This is a genomic window from Pseudomonadota bacterium (assembly GCA_026388315.1).
Classification (GTDB): Bacteria; Desulfobacterota; Syntrophorhabdia; order Syntrophorhabdales; family Syntrophorhabdaceae; genus MWEV01.
The window spans coordinates 1-16,254 of sequence record JAPLKA010000123.1 but is presented as its reverse complement, the minus strand read 5'-3'; the positions used below and the strand labels follow the sequence as shown (position 1 = coordinate 16,254).

At 43.0% G+C, this 16,254-nt stretch carries 14 protein-coding genes and 1 tRNA gene; 4 read left to right on the top strand and 11 right to left on the bottom strand.

The features are described 5' to 3' along the window. Positions 1–322 precede the first annotated feature (322 nt). The 4 genes from NTX75_17955 (at position 323) to ybgF (ending at position 4,064) form a co-directional block, all read left to right on the top strand. Complete coding sequence (locus tag NTX75_17955) at positions 323–1,222, top strand: selenium metabolism-associated LysR family transcriptional regulator (GenBank protein ID MCX5818101.1); 900 nt, start codon at positions 323–325, stop codon at positions 1,220–1,222. Then, positions 1,209–2,501 carry a hypothetical protein gene (locus NTX75_17950; GenBank protein MCX5818100.1) on the top strand — a complete coding sequence of 431 codons (1,293 nt, stop codon included), beginning with the start codon at positions 1,209–1,211 and terminating at the stop codon, positions 2,499–2,501. The genes NTX75_17955 and NTX75_17950 overlap by 14 nt, the downstream gene beginning before the upstream one ends. A gap of 98 nt (positions 2,502–2,599) precedes the next feature. Further along, the gene (gene pal / locus NTX75_17945; GenBank protein MCX5818099.1) at positions 2,600–3,163 is read left to right on the top strand and encodes a peptidoglycan-associated lipoprotein Pal; all 564 of its coding nucleotides are present in this window, start codon (positions 2,600–2,602) and stop codon (positions 3,161–3,163) included. Between the two features lie 16 nt (positions 3,164–3,179). Next, positions 3,180–4,064, top strand: a complete 885-nt coding sequence (ybgF, locus tag NTX75_17940; GenBank protein ID MCX5818098.1) for a tol-pal system protein YbgF — start codon at positions 3,180–3,182, stop codon at positions 4,062–4,064. Here ybgF and NTX75_17935 read toward each other — a convergent pair. The 11 genes from NTX75_17935 to NTX75_17885 all read right to left on the bottom strand — a co-directional run. Continuing rightward, entirely contained in the window at positions 4,044–8,570 is a 4,527-nt protein-coding gene (locus NTX75_17935; GenBank protein ID MCX5818097.1) for a DNA-directed RNA polymerase subunit beta', read from the bottom strand. The genes ybgF and NTX75_17935 overlap by 21 nt on opposite strands. 70 nt (positions 8,571–8,640) lie before the next feature. Beyond that, entirely contained in the window at positions 8,641–12,765 is a 4,125-nt protein-coding gene (gene rpoB, locus NTX75_17930; protein MCX5818096.1) for a DNA-directed RNA polymerase subunit beta, read from the bottom strand. A gap of 102 nt (positions 12,766–12,867) precedes the next feature. Then, a complete protein-coding gene (rplL, locus tag NTX75_17925) occupies positions 12,868–13,260 on the bottom strand; it encodes a 50S ribosomal protein L7/L12 (protein MCX5818095.1) in 393 nt (130 codons plus the stop codon). A 12-nt stretch (positions 13,261–13,272) separates the two neighbouring features. Beyond that, complete coding sequence (rplJ, locus tag NTX75_17920) at positions 13,273–13,794, bottom strand: 50S ribosomal protein L10 (GenBank protein ID MCX5818094.1); 522 nt, start codon at positions 13,792–13,794, stop codon at positions 13,273–13,275. Between the two features lie 126 nt (positions 13,795–13,920). Further along, complete coding sequence (gene rplA, locus NTX75_17915; GenBank protein ID MCX5818093.1) at positions 13,921–14,625, bottom strand: 50S ribosomal protein L1; 705 nt, start codon at positions 14,623–14,625, stop codon at positions 13,921–13,923. 59 nt (positions 14,626–14,684) lie between these two features. Next, a complete protein-coding gene (gene rplK / locus NTX75_17910; protein MCX5818092.1) occupies positions 14,685–15,113 on the bottom strand; it encodes a 50S ribosomal protein L11 in 429 nt (142 codons plus the stop codon). 12 nt (positions 15,114–15,125) lie between these two features. Then, entirely contained in the window at positions 15,126–15,659 is a 534-nt protein-coding gene (gene nusG, locus NTX75_17905; GenBank protein MCX5818091.1) for a transcription termination/antitermination protein NusG, read from the bottom strand. Positions 15,660–15,675: 16 nt separating this feature from the next. After that, on the bottom strand, positions 15,676–15,879 hold the full coding sequence (gene secE, locus NTX75_17900) for a preprotein translocase subunit SecE (protein ID MCX5818090.1): 204 nt from the start codon (positions 15,877–15,879) through the stop codon (positions 15,676–15,678). 17 nt (positions 15,880–15,896) lie between these two features. Then, a tRNA-Trp gene (locus NTX75_17895) sits at positions 15,897–15,970 on the bottom strand. A gap of 3 nt (positions 15,971–15,973) precedes the next feature. Beyond that, positions 15,974–16,123 carry a 50S ribosomal protein L33 gene (gene rpmG, locus NTX75_17890; GenBank protein MCX5818089.1) on the bottom strand — a complete coding sequence of 50 codons (150 nt, stop codon included), beginning with the start codon at positions 16,121–16,123 and terminating at the stop codon, positions 15,974–15,976. Positions 16,124–16,134: 11 nt separating this feature from the next. Then, the coding region (locus NTX75_17885; protein ID MCX5818088.1) for an elongation factor Tu at positions 16,135–16,254 on the bottom strand (120 nt) is incomplete at its 5' end.

Genomic DNA, 16,254 nt, shown 5'->3' with positions numbered 1-16,254 from the left:
GTCCCTCCACATTATCCACCGATACCCCCAACATATTGTATTTACTGGTTAATTATACCATATACGGCACACTTAATCCACGGAATAGTTACGGATGAGGGGATTATTTCACAGGTTCTACCCCGGACTCCCCCTCTCGCTCACGGTGTGAGCTAAATAGTATTTAACTTCAAAACGTTTTAGAGTAGCTTACGGAGGTATTGATTGTCAATTTTTTTTGGAGCCTAACTGTGGTAAAGAGGTTGAGTATATTCGCAGTATCATATATACTAAAGTATCATTTTAGTTGCATTCAAAGGATATATATCATAGTTTTTAAGTTATGGAACTGAGACACTTGGAAACATTTGTAAAGATCACAGAATTAAAAAGCTTTTCAAAGGCAGCGGAAGAGCTTTACTGTACCCAGCCCACAGTAAGCAAACAGATAATAGATTTAGAAAATTACTTTAAAATAAAGCTGCTCGACAGGACAAAACGGAGCGTAGCCCTCACAAGGGCTGGTGAGCTTCTTCTTCGTTATGCAAAAGATTTTATATCTCTTAAAAAAGAAATGATAGAGGCAATCGATGCCTTTAAAGGACTTAAAACAGGAAGTATTCTTGTGGGCGCAAGCAGTATCCCCGGTATCTATATCATTCCGCAGGCATTGAATATATTTAAGCAAAAATATGACGGTATCAAAGTGAAACTGATTATTTCCGATTCAAAAGAGATAATCGGAAAAATGGAACATGGGGAAATAGATATCGGTTTTGTGGGGGCTAAAGATGTTAGCAAGAATTTGAATTATAAAAGGCTCTTTGACGACACGATTGTCATTGCTGCACCAAAAAGCTTTCCTGACTCTATAAACATAAAAGATTTACGGGATTATCCCATTATTATCAGAGAAACCGGTTCAGGGACAAGGGATTGTTTTGATTCAGCCTTACGGCGTTTACATATCGATATAACAGATAATTTGAAGGTAGTTGCAGAGCTTACCGATACAGAGGCGATAAAGGAAACAGTAAAACATGGGCTCGGAATGACCTACATTTCAAAAATGGCTATTGAAAGTGAAGTGAAGAAAGGTGCTGTAAAGATACTGCGCATTGATGGTTTGAAAGAATTAAGAAGGTCATTTTTTATTATAACAAAAAAAGGGAAAACCATATTGCCTCATGTTAGGGCATTAATGGATACCATGGATACCTGGAGAAGGAATGAAAAAAATTAAATTTATAGGAATGATTCTAAGCATATGTCTATTTTTTACAGTATCTTTAGCCGACGCAAAGGTATACCTCGACGTTTTTGGTAAATCCTATAAAAAAATAACGATCGGAGTACCACCTTTCAAAGTGGAAAAGCCGGACAGGTTGAGGATGGATATGACTGAGCTTTTGCATAAAGACCTCGATTTTTCCGGATTTATCATTGTAGCACCCCCATCATTAATCGATAAAGAGCTCACGGATGAAGGCATCGAGAAACAGGAGATAAAATTCAACAACTGGCGCTCCATTGGAATTGAATTGCTCTGCAAGGCAAAGGTACTGGAAAAGGATGGGGAACTGACACTTGAGGCGTTCCTTTATGACACCTTTGACGGCTCTCTCATGCTCGCAAAAAGGTACAGAACAAAGACCGGAGAGTGGAGAAAAGTAGTACACAGGCTGGCTGACGATATTCTGCTCACTATTACCGGTGAAAAAGGTATTAATAGCAACAAGGTTGTCTTTGCCTCTGGAAGCAGGAGCCGGAAAGACATATACATGGCGGATATTGACGGCCAAAATGTAAAAAGACTGACAAATTACCGCAGCATTTGTCTCTCCCCTTCAGTTTCCTCCAATGGAAAATATCTTTCCTATACCTCATACAAAGAAGGGAGACCGAACCTCTATGTCATTGACTTGGAAAACAATAGAGAAATCTTTGTAGACCGTGAAGAAGGGATGAAAGTGGGCACAAGCTGGATGGCGAACAAAGCAACACTTGCCTATTCGCATACCTCCGGGAGGTACTCTACAATTTATGCGCTTGATGTGGACAGAAAGGACAAAAGATCGCTCCTGCGAAACGAGGGGATATATACCTCTCCGTCCTTTTCGCCTGACGGTACAAAGATGGTTTTTGTATCAGACATGTATGGAACGCCACAGATTTTCATAAGAGATCTCGTTTCAGGTGATACAAAAAGGCTTACATATTCAGGGTCTTATAACTCTTCGCCAAATTTTTCACCCAAGGGGGATCTCATTGTTTTCGTTGCTAAATTCGAAGGGTCTTTTGAGATTTGTACGATGAATCCTGATGGATCAAATCAACGTGTCCTTACCAGTGGCGGAATTAACGACTCACCTCATCTCTCGCCATGCGGAAGGTATATCATATACTCGTCGAACAAAGGAGGCAAGTCTACCATAAATGTAATGTTGTTTAATGGTGAAAATAAAAGGGTGTTGAGATTTACTGATAATGGAGATGAAGTGCAACCGAGATTCGTACCGTAAACTCCAGCGTGGAGTATGGAGCGTGTAGCGGAGAGGTTTTTGTTTTTCCTATCCACGCTATCCGCTCTCCGCTACACGCTAATAAAGAAGGGGGTAATATGAAATTTTTAGCAGTTTTATTGGGGATGTTCATTTTAGTGGGTATGGGGTGTGCACAAAAAGCCGTCCAGATATCCCCTGCTGATCAGCAGCAATTACAGTCCGTTCAGCAGGGTAAATATGATTCGCAAAGTGATAAAAAGCTTAAAGATGGTGAGGTATTAGAAGAGGAACTGGCAAGAAGAGACCGGGACAGAATGAGAGATTTATCCCTCAAAGATCAAAAAAGTGCAACACAGTTTAAAGATGTCCTCTTTGATTTTGACAGCTACGTGATCAAAGATGAGTATTTCCGGCAATTGAATGAAACGGGGAACTGGTTAAAACAGAATAAAAACATAATAATCATTATTGAAGGCCACTGTGACGAAAAAGGCACAGTGGAATACAACTTAGCGCTCGGTCAGAAAAGAGCTGAAGTAGTAAAGGCTTACTTAACAAAATCAGGTGTGGATGCTGGAAGAATTAAGACAATATCCTATGGCAAGGAACTCCCTGTTGACGCTGGACATACCGAAGATTCCTGGGCAAGGAATAGACGTGCCAATATTAAAATTGATTAAATAAGAGGTGGAGCACATGAAAACGAAAGACACTCAATGGGCAATTTTACAGGGGTCAAGGAGTCAAGGGGTCAAGGGGTCAGGCGATTGTAACCCTCGACTACCCGGATTCTCGACGCTATCCGCTCTCCGCTCTCTGCTCTCCGCTCTTCGCTATGTGCTATGCGTTTCTTTGTTGTTTGGCTTTTTCGGTTGTACATCTACCGATGAACTTACCAGACTTCAACAAAGTGTAAATTCTCTCAATATTGAATTAAACCGTTATAAAGCCGAAACAGATGGCAAACTATCTGCCCTTTCAAAAGATAATCAAACCCTGGGGAAACAGATTATCAATATATCCACCTCGGCTGACAATAGAGAAAACAATACAAAGATCATGCTCGGCAAACTGGATGAACTGGAACACCAATTACAGATATACTGGAATGAAACAAAGACCGAAATAAATGTCTTAAAGAAATCGGGGCTGAAGCCGCAGGCACATTCACCAATAGCACCCATTCCTCAACCTGTTGACGATGCAAACTATGAAGCTTCATACAGAGAGGCCTTTGATACCTTTCAAAAAGGGTCCTATGAAGAGTCAATTGAAAAATTCACACATTTCATAGCAAAGTATAGTAAAACGCCTCTTGCACCCAATGCATATTTCTGGCTCGGGGAAAGCTACATGAATTTGAAGAATTACGACAATGCAATTTTAAATTTCCAGGAAGTCTACGACAAATACCCCAAGAGCGACAAGGTTCCCAGAGCCCTGTTGTCACAGGCAGAGGCATTCAGTTATCTGAAGGACAAAAAAAGCTCTATAACCATCTTCAAAAAGGTTATAGAGCTTTATCCGAAAAGCGAAGAAGCTATTATTGCAGACAGGAAGTTAAGAAACCTCGGCCCCTGACAACTTCTCCCTGGCCTCTTCTGACTTATCGAGTACTGTCATATCATAGTGCCTGTAACGGGAGTATCCTGTACCTGCAGGGATAATTCTTCCCATAATCACATTTTCTTTAAGCCCTCTCAGGTAATCCACCCTTCCCTCTATTGAAGCTTGTGTAAGGACTTTGGTTGTATCCTGAAAGCTCGCCGCTGAAATAAAGCTATCTGTAATGAGAGAGGCCTTTGTAATCCCGAGGAATAAAGGTTCCGCTTTAGCAGGTCTTCCTCCGGCTTCCATAACTCGCCTGTTCTCTTCTTCAAAAACCCACCCTTCAACGGGGTTGTCAATTATAAAGTTGGTATCACCAACATCCTTTATCCTTACCCTCTTCAACATCTGTCTCACGATAACTTCAATGTGCTTATCGTTGATTTTTACACCTTGCAACTGGTATACCTCCTGGATCTCGTCCACAAGATAGCTTGCAAGGGCTTTAATTCCAAGAATACGGAGTACATCATGGGGGCTCACAGGACCATCCATCAGCGGCTCGCCGGCCTTCACGTAATCCCCTTCATGGACAATGATATGCTTCCCTCGCGGGATGATGTATTTAATCGCCTCACCTCTCTCCGACTTAACAAATATCTCCCTCTTACCTTTTGAGGTCTTTCCAAAAGAGACAAACCCGTTCACCTCAGTTACCGTTGCATTTTCCTTTGGCCGCCGTGCCTCAAAAAGTTCAGCCACCCTTGGAAGGCCACCGGTAATATCTTTTGTTTTCGTGGTTTCCCTCGGTATTTTTGATACAACATCGCCGGCATGTATATCATCCCCTTCGCTGACAACTATATGTGCGCCTACAGGCAATATATACCGGGCCTGGCTTGTCGTGCTTGGCACAACAATCGTCTTCCCCTTATCGTCCTTTATGGAGATTCTTGGCCTCAAATCCGCATCCCGTGGCTCCACAATAACCCTGTATGAAAGACCGGTAACTTCGTCCTTGCTCTCCTGCATTGTCATGCCTTCGGCAATATCGCCAAACTTGACCTTTCCGGATACTTCGGAGAGGATAGGTATTGTATAGGGGTCCCACTCTGCGAGTGTCTGTCCTTTTTTCACAAATTCTCCATCAGCTTCTTTCAGTTTGGCCCCATAAATAACAGAATATCGCTCTCTTTCTCTTCCTGTTTCATCGACAATGGCAATTTCACCATTCCTGTTCATAACAACCGGCACACCTTCTCTGTTATTCACGACTTTGACATTTATATATTTGAGGTTGCCGTCATTTCTTGCTTCCAGTGTAGACTGTTCAACCCTTCTTGAAGCAGTCCCGCCTATATGGAACGTTCTCATGGTAAGCTGCGTTCCCGGTTCACCGATTGACTGTGCTGCAATAATTCCAACGGCCTCACCAATACTTACCAACCGGCCCCTTGCAAGGTCCCTGCCGTAGCAGAGCACACAGACACCCCGTTTTGACCTGCATGTGAGAACCGAACGTATCTTGATTTTCTCGAATCCTGCCTCCTCAATCTTCTTGAGGTGCTCTTCGCGTATCTCTTCATTTTTTCTAACAATAATCTCCCCGTCGGGGTCTTTTAAATCTTCAAGGACAACTCTTCCGAGCACCCTCGCATCCAGCCTTTCTATAACCTCACCGCCTTCCACCAAAGGGCTTTTTTCAATTCCGTCAAAGGTGCCGCAGTCATACTCCGATACAACTACATCCTGTGCTGCATCTACAAGTCTTCTTGTGAGATACCCTGAGTTTGCAGTCTTGAGTGCCGTATCTGCCAGACCCTTCCTCGCACCATGGGTAGATATAAAGTACTGTTGCACGGTAAGGCCTTCTCTGAAGTTGCTCGTAATGGGCGTCTCGATAATCTCTCCTGAAGGCGTAGCCATCAAGCCTCTCATGCCTGCAAGCTGTCTTATCTGCTGTGCATTTCCCCTTGCGCCGGAATGTGCCATCATGAATATCGGGTTTAAGCTATTCTGTTTTTCCGGTTTCCCGCTTGAACCCAAAATGGGCTGACCCTCCGGATCCTTAACCTCTTCCGAACCAAGCTCATCCATAAGTTCATCTGCTATCTCTTCGGTTACAGTAGCCCATATATCTATTACCTGGTTATAACGTTCTCCGTCGGTAATAAGGCCTTCCTGGTACTGGCCCTGCACCTCTTTAACCCTCTCTTCGGCCCTGTCGATAAGCTCTTTTTTCTTGCTGGGTACTATCATATCATCAATACTGATAGATATTCCCCCCAACGTAGCATAGAAATAACCGAGGTCCTTTAATCTGTCCGAGATAATTACTGTGCTCTTCTCACCTGCCTCCCTGTAACATTTATCAACCAACTGGGCAATGGTCTTTTTATCCATAACCCTGTTTATCATGCTGAACATCTCATGTAACATTTTTTTCCGCTTTTCTTCTTCCAGTTCCATCAGGGCATTTTCTATAACATCCATCAGGATTACCCTTCCCACTGTAGTATCAATAAAGCCGTCGTTTATCCTGACTTTTATTCTTGCATGAAGGTCAACTTCACCGGACTCATATGCCATCATCACTTCTTCCGGATCTGCAAACATAAATCTTTTCCGTAATCGGGGGCAACTCTGCGGATAGACTGTTTGTAAAATGAATCTATTCAGCTCATGAATTGTCCTTTGTTGCTCTGCTGACAGTTCGGTATTCTTGTATTTATAACCCTTTACTTTATCGATAAGCTTTTGGATATATTCCGCAAATTTCACGTGCTTCTTTTTCTTTGCGATAATCTCATGAAGATTTGGGATTTTCATAATTTCATTTAATCTATCGATTGTATTATCTCTTGATTGGAGCTTTATTCCGTAAGCGTCATTATTGATTTCCTCACACAGCTTTCCCACATTGAAATGCTGAATGAATTCACTCATGGAAAATTCCCGGGAGTCTTTCGATTCCCCTGGCCTGTATTTTCGTTCAATCGTAAGATAATAAAGTCCAAGAACAATATCCTGGGTAGGGACAATAATAGGCCTTCCGTTTGCCGGGGAGAGAATATTATTCGTTGACATCATGAGAACTCTTGCTTCAGTCTGTGCCTCTATTGAAAGAGGTATATGGACTGCCATCTGGTCTCCGTCGAAGTCTGCATTGTAGGCCGGACAAACAAGAGGATGGAGCTGAATGGCTTTGCCATCAATCAACTGCGGCTCAAATGCCTGTATGCCAAGCCTGTGAAGTGTAGGTGCCCTGTTGAGAAGCACCGGATGCTCTTTTATCACCTCTTCAAGGACATCCCATACTTCGGATCTTTCCTTTTCTACAATCTTTTTTGCGTTCTTAATGGTTGTTGCAAACCCTTGCTTAATCAGCCTGTTATAAACAAAAGGCTTAAAAAGCTCCAATGCCATATACTTCGGAAGACCACACTGATGCAGCCTTAAGTGAGGGCCCACCACAATAACGGACCTTCCCGAATAATCAACCCTCTTGCCGAGGAGGTTTTGACGGAATCTACCCTGCTTCCCGCGAAGCATATCGCTAAGAGATTTTAATGGTCTTTTGCTGGCCCCGGTCACAACCCTGCCTCTCTTCGAATTGTCAAAAAGGGCATCCACCGCCTCCTGTAACATCCTTTTTTCATTTCTGATAATAATTTCCGGTGCATTGAGCTCCATGAGTCTCTTTAGTCTATTGTTCCGGTTGATCACCCTTCTGTAAAGGTCATTAAGATCAGAAGTTGCAAACCTTCCGCCATCTAATGGCACAAGCGGCCTCAGCTCAGGTGGAAGCACCGGAATAATATCAAGGATCATCCAATCAGGTTTAACTTTCGAAGCCCTGAATGCATCGACAACCTTGAGTCTCCTGGCAAGCTTTTTCTTCTTGGCATCACTTGCTGCTTCCCTCATTTCTTCCCTGAGTTTGTTTGTTACCTCTTCAATATCTATCTTTTTAAGGCATTCTCTCATTGCCTCGGCGCCTATGCCTCCCCGAAAACCTTCTCCGTATTTATCTCTTGCCTCTATGTATTTTTCCTCACTGATAAGTTCACAAAATTCATAGGGAGAGGAACCTGGCTCAATCACGATATACATTTCAAAATACAGGACTCTCTCCACTTCTTTGATGGTAAGCTCAAGCAACGTACCGATCTTGCTCGGCATACTCTTCAAAAACCATATATGCGCAACAGGACATGCAAGCTTTATATGGCCCATTCTTTCCCGTCGAACCTTTGACTGGATGACCTCAACTCCGCACTTTTCACATATAATGCCTCTGTGTTTCATCCTTTTGTATTTCCCGCATATACATTCATAATCCTTTACCGGACCGAAGATCTTTGCACAAAAAAGCCCGTCTCTCTCCGGCTTGAACGTCCTGTAATTAATGGTTTCAGGTTTTTTTACTTCTCCGCATGACCATTTCTCGATCAATTCCGGAGAGGCCAATGATATTTTTATCGCCGAATAAGCTAAAGGGTCCTTCTGTTTGTCAAAAACTCTAAAATAATCGTCCAATGCTTGCCTCCTACCCGCCTTCGGCGGGAGTTTTAAGTTTTAGGTTTTTAGCACTCAACACTGCTTTTCTTTATTCATCTTTCATGAGGTCTATATTTATGCATAAACTTTGCAGTTCTTTCACTAATACGTTAAATGATTCCGGCAGATTGGGCTCAAGCACATCCTCACCCTTTACGATAGCCTCATACGCCCTTATTCTCCCGTTTACGTCATCTGACTTGATCGTAAGAAATTCCTGTAAAGAATAGGAAGCGCCATAGGCTTCAAGGGCCCACACCTCCATCTCGCCGAGTCTCTGACCACCAAATTGTGCCTTACCTCCAAGCGGCTGCTGGGTAACAAGTGAATAAGGCCCGATAGACCGTGCATGTATTTTATCATCCACAAGATGATGGAGTTTTAAGAAATACATGTTGCCTATGGTAATCTTATGGTGGAAATGTTCTCCCGTTCTTCCGTCGCACAACAGGGCCTGCCTGCTATCTCCCAATCCTGCCATTTTAAACAGCTCATTGATTTCATCCTCTTTTGCGCCATCAAAAACCGGTACTGCAATATCCACCCCGTTTCTCATCTTTTCAGCAAGTTGAACTAATTCCTCGTCCTTTAAACGCTCAATGAAATTATCCAATTCTCCGTGATCAAAAATCTTTTTGAGGTAGTCCTTTATCACATGGGGGGCGCAACTCTTCTTATAGTAATTATCAACCAATTCCCCTATTTTGTTGCCAAGTTCCTTTGAAGCCCAGCCGAGGTGTGTTTCAAGAATCTGGCCGGCATTCATCCTTGACGGAACCCCCAGGGGGTTGAGAACGAGGTCAATGGGCGTGCCATCTTCCATAAATGGCATATCTTCTTCGGGAAGGATGATAGATACGATACCTTTGTTCCCGTGCCTTCCGGAAATCTTATCCCCGACTGCAACCTTCCTTTTCATTGCCACATACACTTTGGTTGTTTTAATGACACCTGGAGCGAGTTCGTCGCCTTTCTTGATCTTGTTAATTTTATCTTCGTAATAAAGTTTAATAATCTCTATCTGGTTTTCTTTGCTGTCGAGGATTTTTGAAATTTTTCCCTCTGTCTCTTTATCCCCGAAATCTACTCCCTGCAATTTATCCAGGCTTATGTTTTTCACCTTTTCCTTTGTAAGGGCATCGCCTTTCTTTACAATCGTTTTCCCTTTTTCGTCCTTTATGCCAACCGGTGCATTCATCCCGAAGAAAACGCCCCCGATTTTTTCTTTCGTGCTTTCGAGAATAATTTTAATCTGATCTTCCTGATCCTTCAGGATATTCGATATCTCTATATCTTCGATGAGTCTGCTGCGGTCATCTTTGTCAATGCCTCTTCTCGATAGCACTTTTACATCTATTACGATACCTTCTATCCCATGCGGTACCCGTAAGGATGTATCTTTTACATCGCCTGCCTTTTCTCCGAAAATTGCACGGAGCAGTTTCTCCTCGGGGGTAAGTTGCGTTTCACCTTTTGGAGTAACCTTACCAACGAGAATATTTCCAGGTTTTACTGTAGCACCAATCCTTATAATACCGCTCTCATCGAGGTCTTTAAGGGCTTCATCGCCTACGCTCGGGATATCCCGCGTCACTTCCTCTTTACCAAGCTTGGTATCTCTCACCACACATTCGAGTTCCTCTATATGGATAGACGTGAGGACATCCTCTTTAACAAGTCTCTCGTTGACCAATACTGAATCCTCGTAGTTGTATCCCCTCCATGGCATAAAAGCGACCATGACATTCTTGCCAAGGGCAAGTTCGCCCCTGTCTGTGGAGGGACCGTCTGCAAGGACATCCCCTTTTTTCACATAGTCGTCCTCATGCACAATGACCCTCTGGTTAATGCAGGTATCCTGGTTCGATCTCCTGAATTTCAACAGATTATATACATCGATCTTGGTGACCGGTTCTTCGTGACCTTCTTTTTCTTCATATTGCACAATAATTCTGTTTGCATCAACACTCTTCACGACACCACTGTGCTTTGTCGTTATGGTAACCCTGGAATCCCTTCCGACAATCTTCTCCATGCCAGTACCGATTAAAGGAGCCTCAGTGATAATTAATGGCACCGCCTGCCTTTGCATGTTCGAACCCATGAGCGCACGGTTTGCATCGTCGTGCTCCAAAAAGGGTATAAGTGATGCCGAAACACTAACGATCTGTTTTGGTGAGACATCCATGTAATTTACCTGTTCAGGCCTGACCAGAAAAAACTCTCCGGCCTTCACAAAACTATGCGCAGTGATAAGGTCTGCCGTGAATTTACCGTTTTCATCAACCGGTGTATTTGCCTGAGCAATATAATACGGTTCTTCTTCGAGGGCGCTTAAATATTTTACTTTATCTGTCAGCCTGCCGTTCACCACCTCTCTGTAAGGCGTCTCAATAAATCCAAACTCATTTACCTTGGCATATGTTGCAAGAGAGGCAATCAAACCGATATTTGGCCCTTCAGGTGTTTCTACGGGGCATATCCTTCCATAGTGAGTTGGATGAACGTCCCTTACCTCAAAACCTGCCCGCTCTCTTGTGAGGCCTCCGGGGCCAAGGGCACTTAAGCGCCTCTTATGGGTTATCTCGCTTAAAGGGTTTGTCTGATCCATAAACTGCGAGAGCTGGCTGCTTGCAAAGAAGTCTTTTACTGCAGTTGCAACGGGTTTTGGATTGACTAAGTCGTGGGGCATCAGGGTTTCCATTTCGGGGAAGGTAAGCCTTTCCTTTATAGCCCTTTCCATTCTGACAAGGCCCATTCTGAACTGATTCTCAAGAAGCTCTCCTACAGTTCTTACCCTTCTGTTTCCGAGGTGGTCAATGTCATCGCTCTGCCCTCGTGTATCTTTTAATTTCAGCAGATTCCTGATGACTTCGAGGATGTCCTCCTTCCGTAGGATAGTGTTTTCAAGAGGGACACTCAGTCCAAACCGGTGATTGATTTTAAGCCTGCCCACCCTTGAGAGATCATATCTCTCAGGACTAAAAAACATGTTATTAATGAGTGCCTCAGCAAATTCTATCGTTGGCGGGTCTCCCGGCCTCAACTTCCTGTATATTTCAAGAAGGGCCTCCTCCTTGACATTTGCCTTGTCTTCAGCCAGAGTCTTGCTCAAAGATGGGCTTACATTCAGATTATCAATGAAGAGTATCTCAAATTCTTTCACCTTTTTTCCTACAACCTTTGCCAGATCGTCTTTTGTTATCTCTTTATTTATCGCAATCAGGATTTCTTTTGTCTGAGGGTCAACAATATCATCAGAAGTAACTTTACCAATAATATCGTCTTCTTCTACCGGTATTTCATGAATATTGGCAAGCTCCATTTTTTTCACAACTGCTTTTGTGATCTTCTTATGCTTTTTTACCAATACTTCGTCTGTAGCCTCATTAACAATATCAGATGTCGCTTTTTGTCCAACAAGGAGTGCGAGTGGCGTTTGTTTGAATAATCTTTCTCCCTTTACAACGACCTTCTCTTTTCTATAAAAGTAATCGAGAATATCTTTCTTTGTGTAGCCGAGGGCTTTAAGAAAGAGGGTTACGTGTATCTTTTTCTTTTTATCTATTCGAACATAAACAAGTTCTTTATGGTCAAACTCAAAGTCCAACCATGAACCTCTGTATGGAATTATCCTTGCTGTATAAGATAAACCACCCCCCAGAAGTGATTTTGACTGATCTGAATCAAAATAAACACCCGGGGATCTGTGGAGCTGACTGACCACCGCCCTTTCAGTGCCATTTATGATAAATGTCCCTCTTTCAGTCATAAGAGGAATTTCTCCGAAATAAACATCCTGTTCTTTTACGGCCCTGATATCTCTTGCTTTCGTATCAGGATCGATATTCCAGACAACAAGACGTATCCTGACTCTCATAGGGGCAGCGTATGTTAATCCCCTGAACAGACATTCCTCTTCCGAATTCTTTGGATCGGCTATCTCATATTTTACAAACTCCAGAGTCGTTGTTTCATGGGAATCCTTAATAGGGAAAACACTGTTGAAAACACCCTGAAGCCCTACATTTTCTCTCTTTTCAGCCGGTGTATCCTGCTGTAAAAACTTTTCGTACGAATCGAGCTGAATCTCAATAAGATTTGGAATTTCAAGAACCTCTTTAATCTTCCCGTAATTCTTCCTAAAAATCCTGTTATGGAAAGTTTCCCTCATACTATTTTTCACCTCACGGTTATTAGCGGATAGCGCGGAGCGGATAGCGTATAGGAAAAACAAAAACCTCTACGCTAAACGCTCCACGCTCCACGCTATTTATTACTCTACTTTTACCTGTGCGCTTACTTCTTCGAGTTGTTTTTTGATATTTGCGGCCTCGTCCTTAGAAACACCTTCCTTAACTGGTTTTGGTACGCCTTCAACAAGGTCTTTCGCTTCCTTGAGACCAAGGCTTGTGATGGCCCTGACTACTTTTATTACCTGTATCTTCTTCTCTGCTTCATATCCAGTGAGAATTACATTAAATTCTGTTTTTTCCTCAACTGGTGCCGCTTCCTGGGCCGGTGCCGCCTGGCCGCCTGCCTGAGCAGCCATCATGGGCATCGCTGCCTGGACGCCAAATTTGTCCTCAAGGGCTTTAATAAACTCAGAGAGTTCAAGAACTGTCATGTTCTCAATAAACTGTATCACGTCTTCTTTTGTAACGCTCATTCAATACCTCCTTCAGGCTTGTTCTTTTTGCATTTTAATAGCATTTAATGTCATCATCAGCTTGCTTACATTTCCAGAAAGCACATACAGAAGTCTCTGGGTCGTCCCCTGGAGTAAACCCATAAGCCTTGCAATAAGTATCTCTTTTGAAGGTACCGTAGCAAGCTTGAGTATCTCTTCGGCATTTAAGATCTGGGTACCCAGAAAACCTGCCTTAAGCTTTAGCAGGGGTATATCTTTAGCCAAACCTGCCAACACCTTGGCAGCGCTTATAGGGTCCTTGTAAATACAGACAATTGCATTTGGACCTATAAACTTGTCCCGTATTGCTTCTGCTTTTGTTCCTCCCGACGCGATTTTCAAAAGGCTGTTTTTCACTACGCTGAACTCAACATCCACATTTCTCAATTCTTTTCTTAAGCGCGTGATTTGAGCCACATTCAGACCGCTGTATTCCGCGAGGAACATGGAATTCATCCGTTTGAGTTTTTCACCCAATTCCGCAACTACTGTCTTTTTTTTCGCTCGTTCCAATGGTTTTCATCCCTCCTTTCTTGTAATATATGGAAAGTCAGGGAGACAAAGATTTTCTAAAGCCTCGGCAGGCCGTATTCGTTTAATGGCACCCAGGCACCACACCTGCTGTCTCTGACTTCTTCCCTATTTGGTTAAATTCCTCACATAAATCGGGTCAATTTTTATCCCGGGACTCATTGTTGTGCAAACGGCCATCCCTTTTATATAAGTGCCTTTGCTTGAAGATGGTTTCAATCTGATAACGGTTTCGAGGAGTGAATTGATATTTCCCAGTATCTTTTCCTTGCCAAAACTTATTTTGCCGACCGGGACATGCAGGTTTCCTGCCTTATCTACCCTGAATTCAACTCTTCCTGCCTTCATCTCTTTCACGGTTTTGGCAATATCAAAAGTAACGGTTCCAACCTTAGGGTTCGGCATGAGACCCCTCGGGCCCAGTATTTTTCCAAGTTTACTAACCGCCCCCATTATATCGGGGGTAGCGATGGTCTTATCAAAATCCAGCCATCCTTTTTGTATCTTCTCAATAAAGTCTTCAGCACCAACATAGTCCGCACCAGCTTCCTGCGCCTCTTTTTCCTTCTGTCCTTTTGCGAAAACAAGCACTTTTACCTGTTTACCCAACCCGTTTGGTAGCGCAACACTCCCTCTCACCATCTGATCGGCATGTCTCGGGTCAACACCAAGCCTCAGTGCCACTTCTACGGTTTCATCAAACTTTGCATAGGTAACTTGAGGTAGAATACCAAGGGCTTCTTCCATGTCGTAAAGCTTTTCCCTGTCTATCTTATTTCTTGCCTCAGCATATTTTTTTGCTTTTTTTGCCATTTCGCTTCACCTCTATATTAAATTCGAGAGTTCGAGGGTTCAAGAAACCCCGATCATTATTACCCCTCTACTACTTCGATACCCATGCTCCGCGTACTGCCTTCTATGATCTTTATTGCACCTTCCATATCTTTCGCATTGAGGTCCTGCATCTTGAGTTGCGCAATTTCTTTGATCTGTGATTTTGTTATGCTTCCGGCAACCTCTTTCTTTGGATTATTGGCACCTTTTGCCAACTTTGCCGACCTTTTAATTAAAAAAGTTGCAGGGGGTGTTTTCGTTATAAAAGTGAATGTTCTGTCCGAAAAGATAGTGATCAGAGCTGGGATTATTGTGCCTTCCTGACCCTTTGTCCTCTCATTAAAGGCCTTGCAAAACTCCATTATATTAACACCATGCTGGCCGAGGGCCGGCCCAACAGGGGGTGACGGGGTAGCCTGACCGGCTTGTAACTGCAATTTCACCATAGCCACAACTTTTTTTGCCATTTCCTGACTCCTTTACGTTTTCTCTATCTGAATAAAATCCAGCTCCACAGGTGTGGTCCTGCCAAAAATATTGAGAAGTACCTTCACCTTCCCCTTTTCGGGTTTTATCTCCTCAACGCTTCCTGTAAAATTGGTAAAAGGCCCTTCAGTGACCTTAATATTATCACCTTTCTCAAATCGTATCTTTGGTTTGATTTTCCCTTTCCCTTCCTGAATCGCAAAGAGAATTTCGTCTACCTCTTTCTCCGGTAAGGGAGGAGGGTTCATTTTGTCATACCCTACAAAACCGGTTACCTTTGGTGTGTTTCTTACAAGGTACCATGTATCATTATTCATCAACATGTTCACAATAATATAACCCGGGAAAACCGTTCTCTGGGTTTTCTTTACCTGGCCTTTTATCCGCTCCATGATTATCTCTGAAGGAACGATAATGTCGCCGAAATAATCATCCATTTTACTGTTTTTTATGTTATCTTCAAGATTCTCTCTTACCTTCTGTTCATAACCTGAATACGTATGGACTACGTACCATTTCTTTTCCATGTCTCTTTCCGTCTGATTATCCACGTAATAATACCTGTATGATCTTAGCCAATCCCACGTCCACAATCCCAAGGAATATTGATGCTATCACAACTGTTATCAGAACGATATAAGTCCCTTTTATGGCATCATTTTTTGATGGCCAGGTGACCCTTTTCGTCTCTAGATATACCTCTCTGAAATATTCCTTAATCTTATCCAGCTTATCTTTAAAATCCATATTATCTCCAAAATATACAGGCCAGGAGGGATTCGAACCCCCAACACCCGGATTTGGAGTCCGGTGCTCTATCCGTTAGAGCTACTGGCCTTTTTTATTTTGTTTCCCTGTGTGCAGTATGTCTCTTGCAAGATTTACAAAACTTCTTGATTTCGAGACGGTCTGGCGTCTTTTGTTTGTTTTTCGTAGTCGTATAATTCCTGTTTTTGCATTCTGTACATGCAAGTATTACAAGTTGCCTCATCTTCTTCCCCTCTACTCTATTATCTCAGTCACAACGCCAGCACCTACGGTCTTGCCCCCTTCCCTGATGGCGAAGCGGAGTTCCTTCTCCAGGGCGATGGGGGTGACGAGTTCCACGTTGAGGGTTACATT